Below are 26,027 nucleotides of genomic sequence, written 5' to 3'. Positions count from 1 at the left end.
TTGATGGAAGCCGTCGTTACTCTGGCTTTGGCAGCTCAACGGTGCTCTCTAGTTCTTCAATAGTGTGCTGATGGTTGGTGAATACGCAGATATCGCCAGCAATGTTCAGCGACTTTTCTGCAATTTCACGCGCATCTAAATCTGTATTTTCTAATAGTGCAGTAGCCGCTGCTTGAGCAAAGTTACCGCCCGAACCGATCGCAATCAGGTCGTTCTCTGGTTGAACTACGTCACCGTTACCAGTGATGATCAATGAAGCGGTTTCATCCGCTACTGCTAGTAGTGCTTCTAATTTACGTAGAGCACGGTCGCTACGCCAATCCTTCGCCAGCTCAACGGCAGCTTTGGTCAGGTGGCCTTGGTGCATTTGCAGCTTGCTTTCAAATTTTTCGAATAGCGTGAAAGCATCTGCCGTACCGCCAGCAAAACCAGCCAGTACTTTGTTGTTGTATAGGCGACGTACTTTACGGGCATTGCCCTTCATTACGGTGTTGCCTAGAGATACTTGTCCATCACCCGCGATGACGACTTTATTATTACGACGTACAGATACAATGGTAGTCACGAGTAGGGCCTCTTAATATTTCTTATCTTTGGGTATAAAAAGTATATGAGGATGGTGCTCGGATAATTCAAGGAAGGTCGAGTGATGTCGCGCAACTTATCGGCGGAAGTTGTAAGGAAATTTGGTTAAAGGGCGAAGGGATAAAAGAAAACCTCCACAATGGGAGGCTTTCGGTGTTTGGCTTTTGCTAAGATTAAGACTGCGACTGAATCTAAAACTACTCGGTGTCTTTCCAAATAGCACAAGGTTCGATTTTTGCTCGCTGTAGTTTGTGGCGATCACGCTCGGCGTCACGCTTAAACTTGTATGGCCCTAGAACCACACGATACCAGCTACTGCCGTCTTTCTTACGGATTTCACTCGAGATACCTTGGAAAGCAATATCCAATTTACGCGCATCTGCCTGAGAAGCTGTTTTGTAAGCGCCACACTGCATGATGTAAGGGATCTTCGAGATCTCTTGCTCTTTGGCTTTAACTTCAATTTCGCGACTTGGCAGTGTTTCAACGTAGTCCCACTTCTCTTCTGGAGGTGGTGGAATCACTTTCGCTGGTTTTGGCTTAGTTTTCGGCTTGCTCACCTCTGGCACTGGTGTTGGCGGCTCAGGATCGTTACTCAATAAGTAAAGTCCATAACCAAAACCACCGGCAAGGAGGATCGCCAAAAGACCACTGCGCCAAGGTTTACGGCGAGGGGCTTGTTTCTTGGTCGGTTTTTTCGTGCCACGACCGCGCTTTACATAATCTCTATTAGCCACAAGACAATTCAATAGTTGATAGTTCTGCTCTCATGGTAATCCAGATTGCGCGAGGATAATAGTGCAGAAATGGAAGCGGCACATCAAAATGTGCCGCAGGTTTGTGTGGGTATTTATCTTGCCTAAATTCGAGGTGGTGCCGTACTGCCACGAACCACGAGTTTGGCTTCAAGTAGACGTGAACCTGCTTGAACATCATTACCTTTCAGTAGATCAAGCATCATCAACATCGCTTGGCGTCCAATTTCGTAACGAGGTTGAGAAATCGTCGTTAGCGGTGGATCGCAGTATTGAGCGAATTGGATGTCATCGAAGCCAACAATCGATAGGTCTTGAGGAACACGTAAACCTAGCTTTTTCGCTTCTTGAATCGCACCAATAGCCATTGCATCGTTGTGACAGAAAATCGCAGTTGGTTGCTCTGGAAGTGCCAATAATTGACGAACCGCTTGCGCGCCAGCTTCAAAGGTGAAATCGCCCACAGTGCTGTAAGCTGGGTTCATTGATACTCCAGCGCGGCGCAGTGCTTGTTGGTAACCTTGTTGGCGGAACTTACACAGGGTTGCAGTGGTTGGCCCAGAGATTTGCGCGATGCGCTTATGACCTAATTGAGCTAGGTAGTTCACGGCTTCAAATGCAGAGGTCAGGTTGTCGATATGTACCGTTGGCAATTCAAGTTCGGGTGCAAATTCACACGCCATTACCATCGGTGGTAAATTCTTTTGTTCAGGCTTACTGACATCAAATGGATGGTCGGTGCCTAATAGCAGCATGCCGTCAGCTTGTTTGGTGAAGACTAAGTTTACAAATGATGATTCGCGCTTCTTCTGCTGACCACTGTCGCCAAGTAGAACTAGGTAATCATTTTCTACTGCAGCATCTTCGATACCACGGATGATCTCAGCGAAATAAGGGTCACAGATATCAGGAACAATAGTGATGATGGTTTTTGATTCGTTGCGACGTAAGTTTCGAGCTAATGTATTGGGTGAGTATCCAGCTTCAAGTACTGCTGTCTCTACTCGTTTACGAGTCGAAACTGAGACTTTCTCAGGGTTCATCAATGCACGTGATACCGTTGCGGTTGAGACGCCTGCTAGCTGGGCAACATCCTTCATTGTCGCCATAAATTAAACCCTCTTTTAAGTTCCTTTGCTGCCTAAGTATCTAAGGCGTGAATAATTAATACAATCGGATAGATATTGTGAAAGTGTTGCTAACACTTTTTTTATTGCAATATTTTATTCGTTTCATCCGTGTAAAGTTACGGCTAGATTAACAAAAATCACATGACTAGTGTGAAGTTGCTCACGAGAAATATGAAATATTTGTGAACAAACTTATCATTAGTTTTAACCCGAGTGGGTTTAGCTCAAATCTTGCGGCTCAATATCGAGTGACCAACGGACTTTTTTCGCAGCGGGTAACATATTAATTGCCGGCTTTGCACTCATTAATAGCTTCTGCATTAATGAACGAGTCTGTGTTTGCAATATCAGCTGCCAGCGAGATTTCCCCGCTCGTTTGGCTAATGGTGCAGGGGTTGGCCCTAACACCATGCAATATTGGTCAAACAGTGGATGTGATTCCAATGTGTGACGAACTTGACGCAAGAACTCTTCCACCAAGCGGGTGTCGTTCGCTTCTGCTCTAAACAGAGTCATAAACGTATAAGGTGGCAACATCGTTTGTTTGCGTTCAGCCAGAGCCGTTTGAGCAAAGTGGTTATAGTCTTTGTGCAATAGCGCTTGTAATAGGCCATGTTCTGGATGGTGAGTTTGTAAGATAACCTCACCTAGCTTACTGGCACGTCCTGCTCGACCTGCAACTTGAGTGAACAACTGAGCCAGTCTTTCAGAGGCGCGAAAGTCACTACTATATAAAGAGGCATCAACGTCCAATAACGCCACAAGTGTCACGTCAGGGAAGTGGTGTCCTTTGGCAAGCATTTGTGTGCCGATCAGTATTTGGTATTCACCCTTACGAATTGACTCTAGCGCGCTTTCTAGGCTGCCCTTGCGGCGGGTGCTATCGCGGTCAATACGAATGGTTTTGTATTCAGGGAACAGTTGACCAAGTTGCGTTTCAAGTTGCTCGGTGCCGACACCTACCGTCACCAAGTTCGCTGAACCACAGCCTTGGCAATTGTGCACGATATGCTGCTGCGAGCCGCAATGGTGGCAGCGCATTTCATTGCTGTATTGGTGATAGGTGTAGTAGGCATCGCAGCGTTTACATTCAGCTGTCCAACCACAGTCGTGACACATCAATGCTGGGGAAAAACCACGGCGATTGAGGAACAGCATCACTTGGTTGCCTGCTTTGAGGTGTCTTTGCATTTCTGCAATTAACGACGCAGATAAGCCGCTTTCCAGATATTCCCCTTTCACGTCCAACACTTTATTGGTGGTCGGCAGTGCGACACCAGCGCGTGAGGTGAGGGTGAGGTAGCTGTATTTACCTATCTGGGCGTTGTGCAGCGTTTCAAAAGCCGGTGTAGCTGAACCTAGAACCACCGGGATTTGCGCTTTATGAGCACGCATGATGGCAACATCACGAGCGTGGTAGCGTAGGCTATCTTGCTGCTTATAAGAGGCGTCGTGCTCTTCATCGACAATGATAATGCCCAGATCAGCAAACGGCGTGAACAGAGCCGAGCGCGTACCAATCACGATGCCAGCTATCTTATCGCGTGCTGATAGCCATGCATTGAGTCGCTCAGAATCGTTTAATCCAGAGTGAATCACTTCAACAGGCACATTAAAGCGTCGCTTAAAGCGGTTAATCGTTTGTGGAGTGAGGCCAATCTCAGGTACCAAGACTAATGCTTGTTTTCCTTGGTCGAGAATCGGCTTGATCATATTCAGGTAGACCTCGGTCTTACCTGAGCCTGTGACCCCCTCTAGCAAGAAGCAACCAAAATCAGTTTGACTGTTTACTGTCGCAATCGCGATCGCTTGTTCTGCATTGAGCTTTGGCTTGTCTTGGTCGTTTTCGAGTTCCATTGGCCATGGTTTGCGCTTCGGCTTTTTCTCTACCGATTCAATCCAGCCTTTTTCTTCCAATGTCTTCAGTACTGCGCTGCCCACCTCTTCATCAATGAACTCTTGATGAGGAACTGCGCCGTGTTCAAGCATGTGCATTACTTTGGCTTGTTTGACTGCGCGACCAAAGCCTTGCATCAGTTGATCTCTACCTGATGGGGTCAGTTGCCATTCGACAAGCGTCGCGAAATCGGCAGCTTTGCCTTTTCGTAAAGCGCTGGGCAGAGCGTTAGCCAAGGTTTCGCCAAGAGGGTACTGATAGAATTGACTGCACCATACCAAAAGTGAGTAGACCGATTCAGGCCAAACGGGTTGGTTGTCTAATAAGGCTTTAATAGGCTTGAGCTTGTCGAGCTCGAATTCAGATTCGTTAACCAGAGCCGTCACGATACCAGTTAAGGTTTGTCGTCCAAAAGGCACAGAGACTCGACCGCCAATAATCGGAAATAGGTGGCTAGGAATCTTGTAATCGAACTGCTTGTCGAGTGGAACAGGCAGTGCCACACGGGCAATCATTGGACGCATAAAGGGACGGCTTTATCTGAGTTGACGAGAGCGAACAGTCTAATGGATAAGGGCGTTAAATTCGAGGAGCAGTTTAGATGACAGAGCTTACTTGAGGCTTGAATGCTACTGGAGCCAGAAAATAACGCTTAATAGAGGGTTTAAGGACTGTGTTGGTGAAAAATGTATCAAATCAGTTGATCCTACCTCACAGATTCATTACTATACTGCGCCTTAAAGGTATGGCTTTATCGCTTTTTAGTGATGCTGCGGTGTCTTTATTTTATTTTTTAACAACGTGTGGTGTCCGGCTTAGAATCGGATGGCGACACGGCCTAATTGAGGTTATCCCATGAAAGCTGGAATCCACCCAGAATACAAAGCAGTAACAGCAACTTGTTCTTGCGGCAACACATTCGAATTCAACTCTACTCTAGGTAAAGATGGTATTCACCTAGACGTATGTGACAAATGTCACCCATTCTACACTGGTAAGCAACGTATCGTAGATACAGGCGGCCGTGTAGATCGCTTTAACAAGCGTTTCGGTGCTCTTTCTAGCAAGAAGTAATTCTCGCTATTTAGACATGAAAAAGGACACTTCGGTGTCCTTTTTTGTTGTCTGAAATTTGAGAAACCCCTGACTTTAATAACACTCTCCGCTTATCTCGACGATAGGCTGTCGATTTGAGTTTAGCTCCAACACTTTTCCCCTGAATCACTCCTCCCTAGAAATCCGCTCGAAAGTTCAACAAGCGATAGTAATTTCAACTGCTCACTGGTCTTATTAGTAGTGAAATCTCGTTTTTTAATGAGACAGAGGCTTTAACCACCTAGGAACTTTGAAGTACATCTATTAACATGAACAAGATCCCCCAAATAATAATATCCTAGGAACCTACACCTATGTCTGAAGACAGCCGCCAAGACCAATCCTCTCAAGAATTATCGCCTCAAGAACGATTCCGTCAGCAAGCTCTTGATTATCATGAGTTCCCAATTCCAGGCAAAATTGCCGTAGCACTGACGAAGCCTGCAAACTCTGCAGAAGATCTAGCACTTGCATACAGCCCAGGCGTGGCTGAGCCTGTTCGCGAGATCGCACAGAACGTTGATAACGTCTATAAATACACAGGTAAGGGCAACATGGTTGCTGTTATCTCTAACGGTACTGCGATTCTTGGCCTAGGTAACCTTGGTCCTATTGCTTCTAAACCTGTAATGGAAGGTAAAGCGCTACTGTTTAAGCGTTTTGCTGGTTTAGATTCTATCGATATTGAAGTAAAACACCGCACAATCGATGAGTTCGTTGATACGGTTGCGAATATCGCAGATACATTCGGTGGTATTAACCTAGAAGACATCAAAGCACCAGATTGTTTTGAGATTGAACGTCGCCTGATTGAGCGTTGTGATGTACCTGTATTCCACGATGACCAACACGGTACTGCGATTGTAACGGCAGCGGGTATGCTGAACGCGATAGAACTTCAGGGTAAGAAACTTGAAGAGTGTAAGATCGTTTGTTTAGGTGCTGGCGCAGCGGCTGTAGCATGTATGGAGCTACTGATTAAGTGTGGCGCTCAGCGCGAGAAGATCTACATGCTTGACCGTAAAGGTGTGATCCACACTCGTCGTGATGACCTAAACGAATACAAAGCGTTGTTCGCAAACAACACTGATAAGCGCACACTTGAAGATGTTATCGAAGGCGCTGATCTGTTCTTGGGCGTATCGGGTCCTAACCTATTACCAGCTGAAGCACTAACGCTGATGGCTGATAAGCCAGTTGTGTTTGCATGTTCAAACCCAGATCCAGAGATCAAGCCTGAGCTTGCACACGAGGTTCGTTCTGACCTTATTATGGGTACAGGCCGTAGTGATTACCCTAACCAAGTAAACAACGTACTTTGTTTCCCATTCATTTTCCGTGGTGCACTCGATGTGCGTGCAAGCGAAATCAATGATGAGATGAAGCTAGCTGCAGTTAAGGCGATTCGTGAGTTAGCAAAAGAAGAAGTTCCAGCTGAAGTACTAGCTGCTGCGGGTGAGACTGCATTGGAGTTTGGTACAGGTTACATCATTCCTAAGCCAATGGACCCACGTCTACTTCCTCGCGTTGCAAAAGCTGTTGCGGAAGCGGCGGTTGAGTCTGGCGTTGCTCGTATTGAGATGCCTGCTAACTATATGGCCTAATAGCTCAATAGCTCAATAGCTTGTTATAGCGGTTGCTCTATTGAGCGAAAAAGAATAATAAAAAACCGACCCATTAGGAGTCGGTTTTTTTATGTCTATCATTCACTGCGCAGTCATAGAGGGCATAGTGGTTGATGTGACAAATAGGGTTCAGTTATCGCGAATCAATAATGAAGGCAGTGACTGAGTTGTTTTTATTCTTCGTCAAACGCTTCGAACTCGATACCCATCTCTGTCATCAGTTTTTTCACTTCAGTAGGGATATCGTCTGGACGGTCTTTACGAAGGTCTTCATCCGTTGGTAGTGGTTGGCCTGTGTACGCATGTAGAAAGGCTTCGCACAGTAGCTCACTGTTTGTTGCATGGCGTAGGTTGTTAATCTGGCGGCGAGTGCGCTCGTCAGTAAGAACCTTTAACACTTTTAGAGGGATAGAAACTGTAATTTTCTTTACTTGTTCGCTTTTCTTTCCATGCTCAGCATATGGGCTTATGTATTCACCATTCCAGTCGGCCATTGCGTACCTTCATCACTTTAGTTGTTAGAATAAATTAATAGTGGTGATTTTAGCGGGATTTACTGCCATAAGCAAAGACATATAGACGTCTAGAAGTGTTGACGTCTCACGTTTATGAAAGTAAAGTGAATAACATATATCTAACACAGCCGCAAAATGCCGACAAGCAGCTGTGATTCTCAGACGCAAAACTTGTAAGGAAGCACCTATGAGCAGCCGGAAGCCAGCAACCATCGCAGTACGTACTGGCATCGAGTCAGACACGCAACACCATGCCGTTGTCCCACCTATTTATCTTTCGACTAACTATGGTTTTCCCGCTTTTGGTGAAGTGCCAAAGTATGATTATACCCGCTCTGGTAACCCAAACCGTGGTTTATTAGAAACGGCACTGTTTGAGCTTGAGTCTGGTAAAGGCGCAGTTGTCACTAACTGTGGTACCTCGGCGCTTAACTTATGGGTTTCTGCTTTCTTAGGTGGCGATGATCTTATTATCGCACCGCACGACTGCTATGGCGGCACTTACCGTCTGTTTAATACACGCTCACTTAAAGGTGACTTCAAAGTTCTGTTTGTTGATCAATCGGATCAAGCCGCGCTGGATGCAGCGATCGCGCTTAAGCCAAAGTTGATCTTAATTGAAACACCATCGAATCCATTGGTTCGTGTGGTTGATATTGCAGAAACTTGCCGCAAAGCGAAAGAAGTGGGTGCTCTGGTTGCTGTCGACAACACGTTTTTGACGCCTGTGTTCCAAAAGCCTTTAGAGTTGGGTGCTGATTTTGTTATCCACTCAACCACCAAGTACATCAATGGACACTCAGATGTTATTGGTGGCGTTGTGGTGACGAAAACTGAAGAGCACGCTGAAGAGCTAGCATGGTGGGGCAACTGTATTGGTGCAACCGGCACACCATTTGATAGCTATATGACGCTACGTGGTATTCGTACGCTAGGTGCGCGTATGCGTGTTCACGAAGAAAGCTCACGTGAAATTCTGACGGCTCTGCAACAACAAGATCTGGTGGGTACAATTTACCACCCAAGCCTTCCTGAACATCCGGGTCACGAGATCGCGAAGAAACAGCAGTTGGGCTTTGGTTCTATGCTGAGCTTTGAGTTTGCGGGCTCTTTTGAAGCACTTAAATATTTTGTCGATAAGTTAGAGTTATTTTCTTTGGCTGAATCACTGGGGGGTGTTGAAAGCTTGATTTGTCACCCTGCATCGATGACTCACCGTGCGATGGGCGAAGAAGCTCTAGCAGAAGCGGGTGTTTCTCAACAACTACTGCGCCTCTCTGTTGGTCTTGAAGATGCAGAAGACCTCATCGACGATCTCAAGCAAGCTTTCGAAAGAACACAAGGCTTTATCGCTGAAGGGGAGGGTTAATAATGGCAACCTTTCGCCAGCTACATAAATTTGGTGGCAGCAGTCTAGCGAATCCTGAATGTTACCAACGCGTGGTCAACATTCTTAGAGAATACTCATCAGCAACGGATTTAGTCGTTGTATCAGCAGCGGGTAAAACAACTAACCGTTTGATTGAGTTTGTTGAAGCGCTCGATAAAGACGGCCGCATTGCTCATGAATGCCTACAAACCCTTCGTCAGTTCCAGCTTGAACTGATTGAAGTACTGCTTGAAGGCGAAGCCGCTTCTCAACTAACGGCAACCATCCAACAAGAATTTACCGCTTTGGGTGAGCTCACTGCTCCCTTGAGCGAAGCACAAAAAGCGCAAGTGCTTGGTCATGGCGAGATTTGGTCTTCACGCTTGTTGGCGACTTTGTTGTGCCAGCATGACTTACAAGCGGTTGCTCAAGACGCTCGTGCCTTTTTGCGTGCAGAAGCGGGCGCTCAACCTGAAGTTGACCGCGCACGTTCTTACCCGCTGATTAAAGAAGCCTTGGCGCAGCATGCACATTGCCGTGTGGTGATTACCGGCTTTATGGCTCAGAACTGCGAAGGCGAAACGGTACTGCTAGGTCGTAACGGCTCGGATTACTCAGCAACTGTGATTGGTGCTTTGGCTGAAGTTGAACGTGTGACGATTTGGAGTGATGTGGCAGGCGTATACAGCGCTGACCCTCGCTTGGTTTCGGATGCGTGTTTACTGCCTCTGCTTCGTCTGGATGAAGCGAGTGAGTTAGCTCGTTTAGCGGCTCCAGTGCTTCATAGCCGAACGTTACAGCCTGTCGCTCAAAGTGCTATGGATTTAAGCTTACGCTGCAGCTATCAGCCAGAAGCGGGCTCTACACAGATAGAGCGTGTACTGGCATCGGGTCGTGGTGCAAAAATTATTACTTCTTTAGATGAAGTTCTTATCGTGCAGCTGACCTTTGGTCACGGTCATGATTTCGACCGTCTAGAAAATGAAGTATTGGAAGGGCTTAAGCGAGCTCAATTAGAACCGCTTGCTTATGAGCTTGAACCGGATCAGCACTGCTTGCGTCTTGCTTACACAGAAGAGATTGCTGGTGGTGCTCTGGAATATCTGCAAGACCACGCGATTGAAGCTGAGATTAAGCTCAAAGAAGGCTTCTCTCTAATCGCGGCGGTGGGCGCGGGTGTGACTAAGAACCCGAACCATTGCTATGGTTTCTACCAACAGCTCAAGAGCTCGCCGGTTGAATTCATTTCAGAAGCGAACTCAGGCTTGAGCTTAGTCGCTGTGATTCGTAAGAGCGAAACATCAAGCCTTGTGAAAGGCATTCACTCTCAACTGTTCCAAGCGCAGAAGCGTGTTGCGATTGCTTTATGTGGCAAGGGCAACATTGGTTCAAGCTGGTTAAGCCTGTTTGCTGAGCAAAAAGCGGAACTTGAAAAGCGTCGTGGAATGAACTTTGAATTGGTTGCGGTGGTTGATAGCCAAACCTATTGGTTCGATGATCAAGGCATTGATGCGACTTCCGTTGGTAAGCGTTTTGATGATGAAGCGATTGCTAATAATGGTAACGACTGGCTAGAGCGTTTAGGTTCTATTCAGGGCTACGATGAAGCGGTTGTGTTAGATGTTACGGCAAGCCCTGTGCTTGCAGCAAAATACCTGCAAGTCGCACAACAAGGTATTCACCTGATCTCGGCTAATAAGGTGGCAGGTTCTGCATCAAGTGAGTATTACCATCAAGTACAAGATGCTTTCGCTAAGATCAGCCGTCACTGGTTGTACAACGCGACAGTAGGTGCTGGCTTACCGATTAACCACACGGTGCGTGACCTGCGTGAAAGCGGGGATGACATCATTGCATTGTCGGGGATCTTCTCGGGTACGCTATCTTGGTTGTTCCAACAGTTCGATGGCACAGTGCCATTCAGTGAGTTGGTTGACTTAGCGTGGCAGCAAGGCCTGACGGAACCTGATCCTCGCGCTGACCTCGATGGTTCAGACGTGATGCGTAAGCTGGTGATTCTGGCGCGTGAGTCGGGTTTAGATATTGAGCCTGAAAACGTGAAAGTAGAGTCACTGGTACCTGCAGAGTTGCAAGATCTATCAGTGGATGACTTCTTTGATAAGGCTTCTGTGCTGAGTGAAGAGTTGGCTGAGCGTTTAGAAAAAGCACATTCTCAGCAAAAGGTTCTGCGTTACGTAGCGCGTTTAGAGAAGAATGGTAAAGCTACTGTAGGCGTTGAAGCGCTATCTAAAGAACACGCTCTGGCGAACTTACTGCCTTGCGACAACATCTTTGCGATTGAGAGTAAATGGTATAAAGATAATCCATTAGTTATTCGTGGCCCAGGTGCTGGTCGTGAAGTAACAGCTGGCGCAATTCAATCTGACCTAAACAGAATGTCTAGTTTGTTCTGATGCTCAGAACGGTTGGTTTAATACTTAGATCAATTGTTTTAGTACGTAAATGGCATACTATTCACTAAGATAAATAAGGCTGAAAGCACGATGTGTTTGTCAGCCTTTTTTCTACCTTATTTCTGCTTTGCGACCCATCTAACGACTTGAGTTTTACTCACGATCTACTTGAGAAAAATTCATAATGGATCTGTTGACATTAAATCGTATTCAATACATTCTACAGACATATAGACGTCTAAACGTCGTTTGAAGGATTTAAGATTTTTTAGTGGTTGCTTTTGCCACAGGGAGAGTAAGATGGGATACACACACGCAGGCCATATCGACGCTTTGAATCAGAATATCGCTGAGCTTTCTGACAACATCAACGTGTCATTTGAATTCTTTCCACCAAGCAGTGAGAAGATGGAAGAAACACTGTGGAACTCTGTTCACCGTCTTAAAACACTTCAACCAAAATTTGTATCGGTAACCTATGGTGCCAACTCGGGTGAGCGTGATCGTACCCACTCAATCATTAAAGAAATCAAAAACCAAACTGGCCTAGTGGCAGCACCTCACTTAACGTGTATCGATGCTAGCCGTGAAGAGTTGATTCAAATTGCCGACGATTATTGGGCAAATGGAATCGAAAGTATTGTTGCTCTGCGTGGTGATATTCCCGCTGGTGGCGGTGCGCCAGAGATGTACGCATCTGACCTAGTTGAACTGCTTAAATCACGTCATGATTTTGATATCTCGGTAGCAGCATTCCCTGAGGTTCACCCTGAAGCGAAGAGCGCTCAATCTGATCTTATCAACCTAAAACGTAAAGTGGATGCGGGCGCGAACCGTGCTATTACGCAATTCTTCTTCGATGTAGAAAGCTACCTACGTTTCCGTGACCGTTGTGTGGCAGCGGGTGTTGATGTTGAGATTGTACCGGGCATCTTGCCAGTATCTAACTTCAAGCAAGCGTCTCGCTTTGCAGCAATGAACAACGTAAAAGTGCCGGGCTGGATGGCGAAGCAATTCGAAGGCTTGGATGATGATCCAACGACTCGTCAGTTAGTAGGCGCGAGCCAAGCGATTGATATGGTTCGTACGCTGAGCCGTGAAGGTGTGAAGGACTTCCACTTCTATACGCTAAACCGTGCAGAAATGACTTACGCGCTTTGCCATACGCTAGGTGTTCGTCCACAAATTGCTGCGCTGTAATCAAAAACTAAGCACTTGTAGAAAGCCTCTGGCAGTAACATTTCAAATCCGACAGATACAAAAAAGGCTTGGACTCTTAGAGTTCAAGCCTTTTGCTTTTCTAGCTTCTAGCTTCTAGCTTCTAGCTTATGCGATAGCACCAAGTTCAAGCAGCACTTCTTCAGCCCATACAATCCATGCTTCACGGATCAGTAGGTTGCGACGAAGTGTTAGACGCTCAAGGCGCGCTTGCTTGTCTAGCGTTGATGGTGTTGCGTAGTAAGCTGCTTCAATCTCTTTGTAGTGAGAAACCAGCTTGCGAGACTCTTCTACTAGCTCAGCAAGTTGTACACGGTACGGGTCAGATGCTTGAACAGCACAAGCCATTAGCTTAGCTGAGAACTCATCACGAACCGTTGGGTGTGCAGTCGGTTGTTCAAACCATTCACCTAGAGCGCCACGACCAGCGTCAGTGATAGAGTAAACTTTACGATCAGGTTTGCCTTCTTGAGGTTCAAGCACGCAAGTTACTTGGTCGTTCTGAGCCATTTTATTTAGCTCGCGGTAAACTTGTTGGTGGCTAGCTTTCCAGAAGTAACCAATGCTTGCGGAGAATTCTTTTGTGATATCGTAACCAGTAGCATCGCGTGTACTTAAAACGGTTAGAATTACGTGTGGTAATGACATGTCTGAAATCCAAATGGTAAACAGTAAACAAATACTTAAACAACAAGTGTGCTTCTAATGGCACGTTATATTGGTTATGTCTAAGTAGCACCAACTCAGCGGTTGGTTATGTCACCTTATAAAGCCGTTTATCACCTAGGTTGACCGGTTTCTTGGTCAAACTGCTGCAGATTATTTTATTGGAGTATTTCCGCAGCGGAGCAGTAGTATATCTAAATAATAAGCATAAAGTAGAATACATGGACAAAATAACCCAAAAAACTGACAAAATACTCATTAGTGGTTATTTTGCAAAATAAAAAGGTCGCACATGGCGACCTTTTGTTCTTTTTGAAGATGTAAATGCTAATTAGGTTATAGTAGGAATCACTAATTAACCAGTGTTTCGCATACCTGCTGCAATGCCTGCAATCGTCACCATTAGCGCTTCTTCTAGTTCTGCTGGTGGTGTTTCACACTTACGAGTACGGTAAAGCAACTCAGCTTGAAGCATGTTTAGTGGCTCAACATAGATGTTACGTAGACGAATTGATTCAAGCCCCCAAGGGTCACTTTGCATCAGGTTCTCGTTATTTTCTACATTCAGCACGGCTTTGATGTCTTTCTGCAATTGTTCACGCAGTAGCTCACCCAACGGCAGCAGTTCTTTATCAACAAGGCGTTGATCGTAGTACTTAGCGATTTCCATGTTGCACTTCGAGTACACCATTTCCAACATACCCAGACGAGTCGAGAAGAATGGCCACTCGCGACACATCTCTTCAAGCAGTGCTTGATGACCTTGGTCGACGGAATATTGAATCGCTTCACCTGCGCCTAACCATGCCGGAAGTACCAAACGGTTTTGGCTCCATGAGAAGATCCATGGAATCGCACGTAGGCTTTCTACGCCGCCGTTCGGGTTACGTTTCGCAGGGCGAGAACCAAGGGGCAGTTTACCTAGCTCCAGTTCAGGCGTCGCTTGACGGAAGTAAGGTACGAATTTCTCTTCACCGCGAACCACGTTACGGTAAGCCTCACAAGAGACTTGAGACAGCACTTCCATTAGGTCGCGCCATTCTTGTTTTGGTTCCGGTGGCGGCAGAAGGTTCGCTTCTAGAATCGCACTTGCGTAAAGGTTGAAGCTGTTTACTGCAACATCCGGCAAGCCAAGTTTAAAGCGGATCATCTCGCCTTGTTCTGTTACACGTAGGCCGCCTTTCAAACTCTTAGGTGGCTGAGAAAGTAGGGCTGCATGCGCTGGCGCACCACCACGACCAACTGTACCGCCACGGCCGTGGAATAGAGTCAGCTCAATGCCTTCTTCTTCACAAACCTTAACCAGCTTATCCATCGCGTCATACTGAGCCCAGCCTGCAGACATTACGCCGGCATCTTTTGCTGAGTCAGAATATCCAATCATCACCATTTGGTGGTTCTGGATAAAGCCACGGTACAAGTCGATGCTCATTAGCTGTTTCATTACCGCTTCTGAGTTGTTCAAGTCGTCTAGCGTTTCGAACAGAGGACATACGTCCATGCGGTACGGGCAACCACATTCTTGCAGAAGCAAGTGAACAGCCAGTACATCCGAAGCAGTACGAGCCATAGAAATTACGTAAGCACCGAAGGCTTCACGAGGTTGAGCAGCAACGACCTTACAGGTGTCCAAAACCTCTTTGACCTGTTCAGATGGCTCCCAGTCGCGTGGTAGCAGTGGGCGTTTTGAACTTAATTCATTGGTTAAGAAAGCAACCTTGTCTTGCTCGCTCCACTGGTCGTAATCGCCAATGCCTAGGTAGCGAGTTAGTTCAGATAGCACATCAGAGTGACGTGTACTTTCTTGACGAACATCGAGACGAACTAAGTGCACACCGAATGCTTTTAGGCGGCGTAGGGTATCAAGTAGAGAACCGTCCGCGATGACGCCCATGCCACATTCATGCAGCGATTGGTAACACGCGTAAAGCGGTGTCCAAAGTTGGTCGATGTTCTGTAGTGTTTCTTTCTTCGGTACTTCTGCGTCGTGCAGTTTTGCATCAAGCACTTCTAGCGTGTTGTTCAGCAGAGTACGTAGGCTCTTGAGGATTGCACGGTAAGCTTCGTGCTCATCGCCAGCCAATTCACGAACGGCATCATTACACTTGGTCATCGACAGTTCGGTAATCAGCTCGTTCACGTCTCCTAGGTACAGATCAGCGGCTTTCCAGCGAGATAGGCGCAGTACTTCTTTAGTGATGGTGTGCGTTACGAATGGGTTACCATCGCGGTCGCCACCCATCCAAGATGAGAAGTGTACTGGGCGTGCATCGATTGGTAAGCCTTCACCAAGGTAACCTTTTAGTCGGCCATCCATATCACGTAGGAAATCAGGCACGGCTTCCCAAAGAGAGTTTTCTACAACCGCAAAGCCCCACTTAGCTTCATCAAGTGGTGTTGGGCGTTGCTGACGAATCACATCAGAGTGCCAACCTTGAGCGATAAGCTGCTCTAGGCGACGTTCGGTTTTCACACGTTCTTTGTGTGATAGGTCGCTTAATTCTAATTTAGACAGACACTCGTTGATCTTAACCAACTTGTTGATCATGGTGCGACGAGTGATTTCTGTTGGGTGAGCAGTCAAAACGAGCTCGATGTTCAGATCTCGAACAGCTTGAGCTGCGTCTAACTTGCTGATGTCGTTTTGGTTTAATTTGGAAAATAGAGATTGCAGCACGTCTGGTTCACAAACATGCTCCTCACAGTGGCGAGAGATGGTGTGGTATTGCTCTGCCATGTTGGTGAGGTTGAGAAATTGGTTAAATGCACGAGCAACAGGAGTGAGTTGTTCGTTCGGCAGGTTTTTGATTTCTTCAACTAGGCTGTCACGGTCAGCTTTGTTGCCTGCGCGGGCGGATTTGGAAAGTTTACGGATAGTCTCCACTTTCTCTAAGATAACGTCACCATGTGCATCTTGGATTGTGTTACCCAGCAAGCGTCCCAGCATGCTTACGTTACTCTTGAGAGCGGCGTATTTCTCGTTCATTGTCATCCTGCCTCGTAAAAAAATTACATCCATTGTTCCTTGTTAAGTACACAATCTAGCGAAAAGTGCTGTATCTAGTCAAATAAAGCATTCTAAGTTTGCAATTATTAGGTTTAAAAATGCGGGAGAAGTAAATTTTTCAAAACTTAGAGAAAAAGTGAAATTTAATTACAAGATCAGGCTGTGTCAGGGATAACAGAATAAAAGCCACCTTTTGGGGTGGCTTTTATACGAAAATATTGGAAGGGAAGTAATAACTAGAAACAATATTTACGGATAGATTTACTCAGAACATCAATTGTTGGGTCAATAAAATCGAAGCTTAAGAACTCATCCGGTTGGTGAGCTTGGTCAATTGAACCTGGACCTAACACCAAGGTTGGGCATAACTCTTGAAGGAAAGGTGCTTCAGTACAGTAGTTCACGGTTTGAGATTCAGTTTCACACACCGATTCCATGCCACCGATAAATGGATGGTCGTGCTGACACTCGTAACCCGGAATCGGTTCATGCAGTGGAGTAATCTCAATTCTGCCCGGCCATTTTGCTTCTACTTCTTTAAGCGCGCTACGCAGCATGTTATCCAAGCCATCTAAGCTAATGCCCGGTAAAGGACGAACATCATAGTGCAGTTCACAACAACCACAGATACGGTTCGCACTGTCGCCACCGTGGATATGACCTAGGTTCAGAGTAGGGCTTGGAATTGCAAAACCCGGGTGGTGGTACTCTTTGACTAATTTGTCACGCAGCTGCATTAAAGCAAATAACACTTCATGCATGATCTCGATGGCGTTAACGCCTAAAGCTGGATCAGAAGAGTGGCCTGACTTACCCGTTACTCGTACTGCGTTGGCGACATGGCCTTTATGACCACGAATCGGCACAAGGCTGGTTGGCTCACCAATAATGCAGTAGTCCGGTTTAAACGGCGCATTTTCAGTGAAATGACGAGCACCCAGCATAGTGGTTTCTTCGTCACAGGTTGCTAATACATAAAGCGGCTTGGTTTGCTTGCTCCAATCCATCTTCTTCGCGGCTTCATAAACGAAGGCAAAAAAACCTTTCATATCGGCGGTGCCTAATCCGTAGAAGCGGTTGTTGTGTTCCGTCAGTGCGTGAGGGTCAAAGTTCCAACGTCCTTCATCGAATGGCACGGTATCACTGTGTCCTGCAAGCAATAAACCCCCTTCGCCAGAACCCATCTTTGCGACCATATTATGTTTGCCGGGTTCGACCTCTACCACTTCAACGCTAAAGCCTACGTCTTTAAACCATTGAGCCATTTTTTCGATCACTTTCTCGTTGCCATGATCCCAGCTTGGATCGGTCGAGCTAATGGAGTCGGTGGAAATCAGGCCTTTATAGACCTCTAGAAAACTCGGTAATTGCATAATAACTTCACTTCTACTATTGACAGGAAAACCATAAGTCGGTAAAACACATATTAAATCATATTTAATGCATAAGAAATCAAATAAAGCTAAAAATTAAGTATGAATAGTCAAATTTGAAATGTAACTTACCTCAAGAATGGATGTGTTGAGATGTTGAAAACCACGATCATTGGCGCAAGCGGCTACACAGGAGCAGAACTGGCTCTAATGATAAACAGACACCCTGAGCTCACGCTATCAGGTTTATATGTCTCAGCCAATAGTGTAGACGCAGGTAAACCTATTGCGGCACTGCACGGTAAGTTAGCTGGCCTGATTGATATGCCAGTACAGCCATTAACGAACCCAGAAGAAGTAGCTAAGCAGTCGGATGTGATTTTCTTAGCCACTGCACACGAGGTAAGTCACGACCTAGCGCCAATCTTCCTTGAGAACGATTGCCAAGTCTTCGACTTATCAGGTGCATTCAGAGTTAAAGGCGAAAACTTCTATCAAGAGTTTTACGGTTTTGAACATCAACACGAACAATGGCTAGACAAAGCGGCTTACGGTTTAGCGGAATGGAACGAACAAGAAATAAAAGAAGCTCAGCTTGTTGCAGTCGCGGGTTGTTACCCAACCGCATCACAACTGGCGATAAAGCCTTTAGTTGAAGCAAAGTTACTGGATGAGAACCAATGGCCAGTTATTAACGCGACTAGTGGCGTTACTGGAGCTGGTCGTAAGGCGACTATGGTCAACAGCTTCTGCGAAGTAAGCCTGCAAGCTTATGGCGTATTCAACCACCGTCATCAACCTGAAATGGCGGCACACCTAGGATGTGATGTGATTTTCACTCCGCACCTAGGCAACTTTAAGCGTGGCATTTTAGCGACCATTACCATGAAACTGGCTGACGGTGTGACAGAACAACAGATACAAGAAGCCTTCGAGCAAGCTTATCAAGGTAAGCCAGCCGTGAGATTACTCGAAGAGACATTGCCAAGAATTCAAGATGTAGAACAGACACCTTTCTGCGATTTAGGCTGGAAGGTTCAAGGTCAACACATCATCGTTGTTTCAGCGATTGATAACTTATTAAAGGGTGCATCTAGCCAAGCGATGCAGTGTTTAAATTTACGTTATGGTTTTGCACCATTAACTGCGTTAGTGTAAGGAAATCTAGATATGAGCCTTAATAATCAACCATTAATCATAAAGTTAGGTGGCGCTGCGCTATCTTGTGGTGAAACACTTAGCAAGTTATTTGGTGCTATCTCTGCTTACCAACAACAGGCACAACGACCAATCGTGATTGTTCACGGTGGTGGTTACCTTGTTGATGATTTGATGAATAAGTTGAACCTCGAAACGGTTAAGAAAGAGGGGCTACGTGTTACTCCTTATGATCAGATCCCTGTGATTGCTGGCGCGCTAGCAGGTACAGCGAATAAATTACTTCAAGGTCAGGCGATTAAAGACGGTATCAACGCCGTTGGTTTGAGCCTAGCAGACGGTGGTTTATGTAAAGTCAGCGAGCTGAATCCTGAATTGGGTGCAGTAGGTAAAGCTGAGCCGGGCGACTCAACCGTTCTGCAAGCGATCCTTAATGCTGGTGCATTGCCAATCATTAGTTCTATTGGTCTCACTGATCAGGGACAACTGATGAACGTTAATGCCGATCAAGCCGCGGTTGCCGTTGCAGGTGCGCTTGATGCTGAACTGGTACTGCTTTCTGATGTAAGTGGAGTGTTGGATGGTAAAGGGCACCTGATTCCAAGCCTTAATCAACAACAAGCCGATGACCTCATCACAGGTAAAGTCATTACTGACGGCATGGTCGTTAAGGTTAAAGCCGCACTAGAAGCCGCTAACGACCTCGGACGACCAATCGAAGTCGCTACTTGGCGATACCCAGACAAGCTGACACAACTTTTTTCAGGTAAGAGCATAGGAACACAGTTTTTACCTCAGTAGACCTCACACCGAGTGACTACTAAAGAATTTAGATAAACAGATTAAACATATAATTATTAAAGTCATTTCCAACGCTGACCGCCATGTGCAGTATGGAAATTAGGAGAAAGAAAATGAGCAAAGTTAACGTAAAGAAAGTTGTAGTAGCCTACTCTGGCGGTCTAGATACATCAGTAATCATCCCATGGTTGAAAGAGAACTATGACTGCGAAGTTATCGCATTTGTTGCTGATGTAGGCCAAGGTGATGAAGAGCTGATTGGTATTGAAGAGAAAGCAAAAGCTTCTGGTGCGTCTGAGTGTTACATCGCTGACCTGAAAGAAGAGATGGTGGCAGATTACATCTACCCAACGCTAAAAACTGGCGCTTACTACGAAGGTAAATACCTGCTAGGTACTTCAATGGCGCGTCCAATCATTGCTAAAGCTCAGGTTGAAGTAGCACGTAAAGTCGGTGCAGATGCTCTATGTCACGGCTGTACAGGTAAGGGTAATGACCAAGTTCGTTTTGAAGGTGCATTTGCTGCTCTCGCACCAGACCTACACGTAATTGCACCTTGGCGTGAATGGGATCTAGTGAGCCGTGAAGAGTGTCTAGACTACCTAGCTGAGCGTAACATCCCTTGTACCGCCTCTCTTACTAAGATTTATTCGCGTGATGCAAACGCATGGCACATCTCTACAGAAGGTGGCGTTCTAGAAAATACATGGAACGCACCGGATGAAGATTGCTGGGCTTGGACTGTAGACCCAGAGCAAGCGCCAAACGAATCTGAAACAGTGACGCTTAAAGTTGAAAAAGGCGAAGTGGTAGCGGTTGATGGCGAAACAATGACGCCATACAACGCACTGGTTTACCTAAATGAGAAGGGTGCAAAGCACGGTGTTGGTCGTATCGATATCGTAGAAAACCGTCTTGTTGGCATGAAGTCTCGTGGTTGTTACGAAACTCCGGGTGGCACGATCATGATGGAAGCACTGCGTGCAGTAGAGCAACTGGTTCTGGATAAAGCGGCATTCGAATTCCGTGAAGAGCTGGGTGTTAAGGCTTCTCACCTTGTATACGATGGCCGTTGGTTCACTCCGCTATGTAAGTCAATTCTTGCAGCAACAGATGAGCTAGCACAAGACGTGAATGGTGAAGTGGTTATCAAACTTTACAAAGGTCATGCAACGGTGACTCAGAAGCGTTCTGACAACAGCCTGTACTCAGAAGAGTTTGCAACCTTTGGTGAAGATGAAGTTTACGACCAAAGCCACGCTGAAGGCTTCATCCGTCTTTACTCGCTATCAAGCCGTATCCGTGCTTTGAATAGCCAAAAGTAACCCTAACAATGAGTTAGCGAGCTAGCCTTTAGCGAAAGGTTAAAGGCCAGTAAACCGACATTATTATGCAAAGCCCATTTACTACTAAACAGTGAATGGGCTTTTTGTTTTCTATTCGCTTAATAAATCAGCTTCAGCTTTTACCATTGAATGGCATATAATTCGCGCTCCACGCTGAAAATAATCAATGGAATGATCTTTTGGTGAATAAATATGTGAAAATAATGAATTAATACTTTATTTTCATTTTGAATTGCCGTAAGTTTAAACCATCAGAAAAATACTGAATCTTAATCAGAATTATCATTTGCAAAAAACAGTGAGCACTGTGCAATTAGGAGATACACAATGGCATTATGGGGCGGTAGATTTACCCAAGCAGCAGACACGCGGTTCAAAGATTTTAACGATTCTCTTCGTTTTGATTACCGATTGGCTGAGCAAGACATTGTGGGCTCTATTGCCTGGTCAAAGGCTCTACAGTCGGTCAATGTTCTAACAGAAGAAGAGCAGCAAAGACTAGAGCTTGCACTGAACGAGCTAAAACTCGAAGTGATGGAAGATCCTGAACAGATCTTACGTTCTGATGCAGAAGATATTCACAGCTGGGTTGAACAACAACTTATCGGCAAAGTCGGTGATTTGGGCAAAAAGCTTCACACTGGCCGTTCTCGTAATGACCAAGTGGCGACTGACCTTAAACTTTGGTGTCGTCAGCAAGGTAATCAACTGCTGCTAGCGCTTGATCGCCTGCAAAGCCAAATGGTGAACGTTGCTTCTCAGCATCAAGAAACCGTGCTTCCTGGTTATACTCACCTTCAACGTGCTCAGCCGGTAACTTTTGCTCACTGGTGCTTGGCTTACGTTGAAATGCTTGAGCGTGATTACTCGCGTTTGAATGATGCGATTAAGCGTCTAGATACATGTCCGCTGGGTTCTGGTGCCCTTGCAGGAACCGCTTACCCGATGGACCGTGAAGAGTTAGCTCACAACTTAGGTTTCCGTCGTGCAACGCGTAACTCTCTAGATTCAGTTTCTGACCGTGACCATGTGATGGAGCTGATGTCGATTGCATCTATCTCAATGCTTCACCTTTCACGTCTTGCAGAAGATATGATTTTCTACAACTCAGGTGAATCAAACTTCATCGAGTTAGCAGACACAGTGACGTCAGGTTCATCTCTGATGCCACAAAAGAAAAACCCGGATGCGCTAGAACTTATCCGTGGTAAAACTGGCCGTGTATACGGTTCATTAGCTGCAATGATGATGACAGTGAAAGCACTGCCTTTGGCTTACAACAAAGATATGCAAGAAGATAAAGAAGGTCTGTTCGACGCTTTAGACACTTGGAATGATTGTATGGAAATGGCTGCTCTTTGTTTTGACGGCATTAAAGTGAACGGTGAGCGTACGCTTGAAGCGGCGAAGCAAGGTTATGCAAACTCAACAGAATTAGCTGATTACCTAGTAGCGAAAGGTATTCCTTTCCGTGAAGCTCACCATATTGTTGGGGTGACGGTAGTTGCTGCTATTGCTAAAGGCTGTGCATTAGAAGAATTAACCATCGCAGAGATGAAAGAGTTCTCTGAGGTGATTGAAGATGATGTGTATGACATCTTGACCATTGAATCGTGTCTTGAGAAACGTAGCGCGCTGGGTGGCGTATCACCGAAGCAAGTCGCTTACGCGGTTGACCAAGCTGAGAAGCGTTTATCACAGCGTGATACTTCCATTGTTAAAGTTCGTCCGGCTCGTTTGACCGATATCGAATCATTGGAAGGCATGGTGGCCTACTGGGCGAACCTAGGTGAAAACCTACCTCGTTCTCGTAATGAGTTGGTGCGTGATATTGGCTCGTTTGCGGTCGCTGAGCATCATGGTGAGGTGACGGGTTGTGCATCACTCTATGTGTATGACTCTGGTTTAGCGGAAATCCGTTCGTTAGGTGTTGAAGCTGGCTGGCAAGGACAAGGGCAGGGTACCGCGATTGTGCAGCACTTGGTTGAGAAGGCTCGCCAAATGGCAATCAAGAAGGTGTTTGTGCTGACTCGTACTCCCGAGTTCTTTATGAAGCATGACTTCTTACCGACATCGAAATCTTTGCTACCTGAGAAGGTACTGAAAGATTGCGACCAGTGTCCTCGTCAACATGCATGTGATGAAGTGGCGTTGGAAGTGAATTTGGTAGAGCAGATTATAGCTAAGGTGAATGTTGCATAAGGCATTGATTTTATAGCCCCTAAAAAAAAGATCAAAAATCTGATCTTTTTTGGGAACAAACTAAGAAAAGTCCGGTCTATTAAAGTACCACTGCTTTTTCTTAGAATTTTCTAAGAAAGCCCTAGAATCGATTGGTTCTGGGGCTTTTTTCTATCTGCTGTTTGGGAAATGAGGATAGGTCGTTAAATCGAAGCACTATCGGGTCATTGAATCGAACATCTAGCCATTATCGTTTATCTAATAAAGTCTCTCTGCTAACGCTTCTTCTTCCTTAAAGGCAGCACCACAAATTTCATTATCCAATGCAGTGACAGCAAACTACTGAATGCCAACGCGGCCATCATCAAGGCGATGGCATTAATGGTTTTCGGGTCTTCTCTGAAAAATAACCACCATGCTCCCCAACTTACTAGCGACAACACCATCAGTTGATTCATACAACGTTGGCAGCGACCGAGTTTGTTGAAGATTTTTTCATTTTTATTGCAATGAACACATGTCATCTTAGGCTTAATTCGCGTTATGCTTGTTGCCTTGATAATACCACGTCACAAGATATTGGATCACGGTGACATAGAGAGAGAAGATCGATGATTGAGCGCCAAGAAACGAAGCAACGCATGAGCCGTATTGTTAAACACAACGGTACTATCTACCTATGTGGCCAAGTGTGTGCGGATGCAACCAAAGACATCACAGAACAAACACAGACAATGCTAGATAAAGTAGAAGCGCTACTTGAACAAGCAGGCAGCGACAAAGAGCACATGCTGTCAGCAACGATTTACTTGAAAGACATGAAAGACTTCCAAAAAATGAACGCAGTATGGGATGCATGGGTACCTGAAGGCCACGCTCCAGCTCGCGCATGTGTAACTGGCGATATGGCTCGTGAAGCGCTACTGGTTGAGATCTCTGTGATTGCCGCTGAGAAGTAATTGCTAAGTCTTTAGATACAAGCAATGGCTTTAAGAGATTCCAGATACCTCGTCCCTCGGTTCTGGAATGACGGCTAAGTTTTGGTTTAGCTGATGCGTTCTTCTGATTGGGTTTTGGGTTTGCTCTGTATTAAAAGTAGCGTCATTCCCGAAAGCGACGAAGGAGCGTAATCGGGAATCTGTTATTTGCTCGTTGCCAAAAAAAAAAGGAAAGCCAATGGCTTTCCTTTTTAGTATCTAGTCTTTGTTAATAGACCAAACTGCTAGATTTTCAATGACCTGAGATTAACAACCTGGGCCGCAATCTAGACAGTGTTTCACCATCTCTGGACCTAGATGCAGTTTCGCATTCAGGTCACGCAGTGCTGTTCGCACACCTTCTTCGATTACTGGGTGGTAGAACGGCATATCCAACATTTCAGAAACCGTCATCTTTTTCTGGTGTGCCCATGCGAGTAAGTGAGCTAAATGTTCTGCGTTTGGTCCCATCATTTCAGCACCAAGGAAGCGACCTGTACCTTGCTCGCCGTACACGTGCAGAATACCTTTGTTACGTAGCATCACTCGTGAGCGACCTTGGTTTTCGAAAGACACTTCACCGGTTGCGAAACAACCACAGGTGCCTAAGCGGGTTATGATCTCTTTGTATGTTTCACCAACCATCGCGATTTGTGGGTCAGAGAATACCGCAGAGATTTTAGAGCGGCGTAAGCCTGCGCGAATCTCAGGGAAGCGACCTGCATTATCACCCGCAATACGTGCTTGGTCTGCTGCTTCATGCAGCAGAGGCAGTTGGTTGCTTGCGTCACCGGCAATAAATACTGATGGTAGCGATGTTTGTAGCGTGTAGTGGTCGGCAATTGGAACACCACGCTCATCAAGTTCTAGAGAGGTATTCTCTAAGCCAAGTTTATCTGTATTCGGACGACGACCTGTTGCTGCCAGCACATACTCAACGATGTTGGTTTCTAGTTCACCTTGCTTATTGATGAACTGGATTTCGACGCGAGCCTCACCTGATTCAGTGGTGATACGTTTCATGCTTTCGATTTTCACATCGGCATCTAGGTAGAACTCTTCATTGAAGGCTTTGTCTGCGTAAGCCATGATCTCTGGGTCGGTTACTGGGCCAACTTGACCACCCAAACCGAACAGTTTGGTTTTCACCCCTAAGCGGTGTAGTGATTGACCAAGCTCTAGGCCAATAACACCCGGGCCAAATACCGCAACTGATTCTGGTAAGTCATCCCAGCTGAACACGTCATCGTTAATGATTAGGCGGTCGCCAAGTTCATTCCAAACTGCAGGGTATGCAGGGCGAGAACCTGTTGCGATAACAATACGCTTAGCGGTCACAACCGTGTGGTCATCTATTTGTAGCGTGTTGTCGTCTAAGAACTTTGCGTAGCCAGAGATCTTGTCTTGCTCTGGGATTTCATCAACGCCTTCTAAAACAAAACCAACAAAACGGTCACGTTCAAACTTCACTCGGTCCATCACTTCACGGCCGTTAATCACGATATCACCTTGTGGGTGAACGCCAAAAGCCGGAGCTTTCTCGATGTGATGTACGCTTTCTGCAGCGGCAATAAGCAGTTTAGATGGCATACAACCAACACGAGCACAGGTTGTACCGTAAGGGCCGCCTTCAATCATCACGACACTGTCAGTGTGTGCTTTTGCAGCGCGGTAAGAACCTAGACCTGCCGTACCGCCCCCGATAACTGCTACATCTACATTGACTTGTTTCATAATAATTTTCTCGCAATGGCTGAATTTAGTTTGAACGAACCCCTCCAACTCTGGTGATTTTTTGAGAGTCAGGATAACGGGTCAGTTTTGTGATTCTGTTTTATTAGGTTTAGCTTGTGGTTCTGCTTTTTGTTACTAACTATAGGTTAGTTCAAAGCGGGCGAGCCACAGGCTGTATTCT

Annotated in this window: 20 protein-coding genes; 10 read left to right on the top strand and 10 right to left on the bottom strand. The window is 46.0% G+C overall.

All coding sequences use genetic code 11. The features are described 5' to 3' along the window. Positions 1 to 16: 16 nt before the first annotated feature. From hslV to priA, 4 genes are all read right to left on the bottom strand, one after another. Positions 17 to 565, bottom strand: coding sequence for an ATP-dependent protease subunit HslV (gene hslV / locus OW495_RS23480; RefSeq protein WP_017104630.1), 549 nt, complete (start codon positions 563 to 565; stop codon positions 17 to 19). A 217-nt stretch (positions 566 to 782) separates the two neighbouring features. Beyond that, positions 783 to 1,322, bottom strand: coding sequence for an SPOR domain-containing protein (locus OW495_RS23475; RefSeq protein ID WP_289888611.1), 540 nt, complete (start codon positions 1,320 to 1,322; stop codon positions 783 to 785). A 122-nt stretch (positions 1,323 to 1,444) separates the two neighbouring features. Then, complete coding sequence (gene cytR, locus OW495_RS23470; RefSeq protein ID WP_017104632.1) at positions 1,445 to 2,449, bottom strand: DNA-binding transcriptional regulator CytR; 1,005 nt, start codon at positions 2,447 to 2,449, stop codon at positions 1,445 to 1,447. 240 nt (positions 2,450 to 2,689) lie between these two features. Continuing rightward, complete coding sequence (gene priA / locus OW495_RS23465) at positions 2,690 to 4,891, bottom strand: primosomal protein N' (RefSeq protein WP_289888608.1); 2,202 nt, start codon at positions 4,889 to 4,891, stop codon at positions 2,690 to 2,692. A gap of 331 nt (positions 4,892 to 5,222) precedes the next feature. Between priA and rpmE the strand changes: the two genes are divergently transcribed. Next, entirely contained in the window at positions 5,223 to 5,441 is a 219-nt protein-coding gene (gene rpmE / locus OW495_RS23460) for a 50S ribosomal protein L31 (protein ID WP_017055855.1), read from the top strand. 335 nt (positions 5,442 to 5,776) lie between these two features. Further along, positions 5,777 to 7,066 carry a malic enzyme-like NAD(P)-binding protein gene (locus tag OW495_RS23455; RefSeq protein WP_017104634.1) on the top strand — a complete coding sequence of 430 codons (1,290 nt, stop codon included), beginning with the start codon at positions 5,777 to 5,779 and terminating at the stop codon, positions 7,064 to 7,066. A gap of 194 nt (positions 7,067 to 7,260) precedes the next feature. Here OW495_RS23455 and metJ read toward each other — a convergent pair whose 3' ends face one another. Further along, the gene (metJ, locus tag OW495_RS23450; RefSeq protein ID WP_004729686.1) at positions 7,261 to 7,581 is read right to left on the bottom strand and encodes a met regulon transcriptional regulator MetJ; all 321 of its coding nucleotides are present in this window, start codon (positions 7,579 to 7,581) and stop codon (positions 7,261 to 7,263) included. Positions 7,582 to 7,789: 208 nt separating this feature from the next. Here metJ and OW495_RS23445 point away from each other — a divergent pair, with 208 nt between their 5' ends. The 3 genes from OW495_RS23445 (at position 7,790) to metF (ending at position 12,585) form a co-directional block, all read left to right on the top strand. Next, positions 7,790 to 8,971: an O-succinylhomoserine (thiol)-lyase gene (locus tag OW495_RS23445; RefSeq protein WP_102306776.1), complete on the top strand. Its 1,182-nt coding sequence runs from the start codon at positions 7,790 to 7,792 to the stop codon at positions 8,969 to 8,971. Between the two features lie 2 nt (positions 8,972 to 8,973). Then, the gene (locus tag OW495_RS23440) at positions 8,974 to 11,385 is read left to right on the top strand and encodes a bifunctional aspartate kinase/homoserine dehydrogenase II (RefSeq protein ID WP_289888602.1); all 2,412 of its coding nucleotides are present in this window, start codon (positions 8,974 to 8,976) and stop codon (positions 11,383 to 11,385) included. A 300-nt stretch (positions 11,386 to 11,685) separates the two neighbouring features. Further along, complete coding sequence (gene metF, locus OW495_RS23435) at positions 11,686 to 12,585, top strand: methylenetetrahydrofolate reductase (protein WP_029223209.1); 900 nt, start codon at positions 11,686 to 11,688, stop codon at positions 12,583 to 12,585. Positions 12,586 to 12,711: 126 nt separating this feature from the next. On the opposite strand, the gene OW495_RS23430 is transcribed toward metF, so the two are convergent. The 3 genes from OW495_RS23430 to argE all read right to left on the bottom strand — a co-directional run bounded on the left by OW495_RS23430 (position 12,712) and on the right by argE (position 17,649). Beyond that, positions 12,712 to 13,251, bottom strand: a complete 540-nt coding sequence (locus tag OW495_RS23430; RefSeq protein WP_017104637.1) for a PadR family transcriptional regulator — start codon at positions 13,249 to 13,251, stop codon at positions 12,712 to 12,714. 373 nt (positions 13,252 to 13,624) lie between these two features. Continuing rightward, positions 13,625 to 16,261, bottom strand: a complete 2,637-nt coding sequence (gene ppc, locus OW495_RS23425; protein ID WP_017108577.1) for a phosphoenolpyruvate carboxylase — start codon at positions 16,259 to 16,261, stop codon at positions 13,625 to 13,627. A 251-nt stretch (positions 16,262 to 16,512) separates the two neighbouring features. Beyond that, positions 16,513 to 17,649 carry an acetylornithine deacetylase gene (gene argE, locus OW495_RS23420; protein WP_009848891.1) on the bottom strand — a complete coding sequence of 379 codons (1,137 nt, stop codon included), beginning with the start codon at positions 17,647 to 17,649 and terminating at the stop codon, positions 16,513 to 16,515. Between the two features lie 153 nt (positions 17,650 to 17,802). On the opposite strand from argE, the gene argC reads away from it, so the two are divergent. From argC to argH, 4 genes are all read left to right on the top strand, one after another. Beyond that, positions 17,803 to 18,807, top strand: a complete 1,005-nt coding sequence (argC, locus tag OW495_RS23415; protein WP_017091989.1) for an N-acetyl-gamma-glutamyl-phosphate reductase — start codon at positions 17,803 to 17,805, stop codon at positions 18,805 to 18,807. A gap of 12 nt (positions 18,808 to 18,819) precedes the next feature. Then, positions 18,820 to 19,608, top strand: a complete 789-nt coding sequence (gene argB, locus OW495_RS23410; RefSeq protein WP_102513643.1) for an acetylglutamate kinase — start codon at positions 18,820 to 18,822, stop codon at positions 19,606 to 19,608. A gap of 113 nt (positions 19,609 to 19,721) precedes the next feature. Next, on the top strand, positions 19,722 to 20,933 hold the full coding sequence (locus tag OW495_RS23405; RefSeq protein WP_009848894.1) for an argininosuccinate synthase: 1,212 nt from the start codon (positions 19,722 to 19,724) through the stop codon (positions 20,931 to 20,933). Positions 20,934 to 21,281: 348 nt separating this feature from the next. After that, entirely contained in the window at positions 21,282 to 23,156 is a 1,875-nt protein-coding gene (gene argH, locus OW495_RS23400) for an argininosuccinate lyase (RefSeq protein WP_017086009.1), read from the top strand. A 254-nt stretch (positions 23,157 to 23,410) separates the two neighbouring features. Here argH and OW495_RS23395 read toward each other — a convergent pair whose 3' ends face one another. Then, positions 23,411 to 23,659 (bottom strand): DUF3624 domain-containing protein, encoded by a 249-nt coding sequence (locus OW495_RS23395; RefSeq protein ID WP_029222062.1) that lies wholly within the window; start codon positions 23,657 to 23,659, stop codon positions 23,411 to 23,413. Between the two features lie 87 nt (positions 23,660 to 23,746). Between OW495_RS23395 and OW495_RS23390 the strand changes: the two genes are divergently transcribed. After that, complete coding sequence (locus tag OW495_RS23390; protein ID WP_102513642.1) at positions 23,747 to 24,094, top strand: RidA family protein; 348 nt, start codon at positions 23,747 to 23,749, stop codon at positions 24,092 to 24,094. Between the two features lie 285 nt (positions 24,095 to 24,379). Here OW495_RS23390 and OW495_RS23385 read toward each other — a convergent pair whose 3' ends face one another. Then, on the bottom strand, positions 24,380 to 25,846 hold the full coding sequence (locus OW495_RS23385) for a dihydrolipoyl dehydrogenase (protein WP_004729673.1): 1,467 nt from the start codon (positions 25,844 to 25,846) through the stop codon (positions 24,380 to 24,382). Between the last annotated feature and the right edge of the window lie 181 nt (positions 25,847 to 26,027).

Origin of the sequence: Vibrio sp. 14N.309.X.WAT.E.F5 (assembly GCF_030397615.1) — a bacterium.
GTDB classification, from domain to species: domain Bacteria; phylum Pseudomonadota; class Gammaproteobacteria; order Enterobacterales; family Vibrionaceae; genus Vibrio; species Vibrio lentus.
The sequence above is the reverse complement of the archived record's forward strand: the minus strand, read 5'-3'. Positions and strand labels throughout refer to the sequence as shown.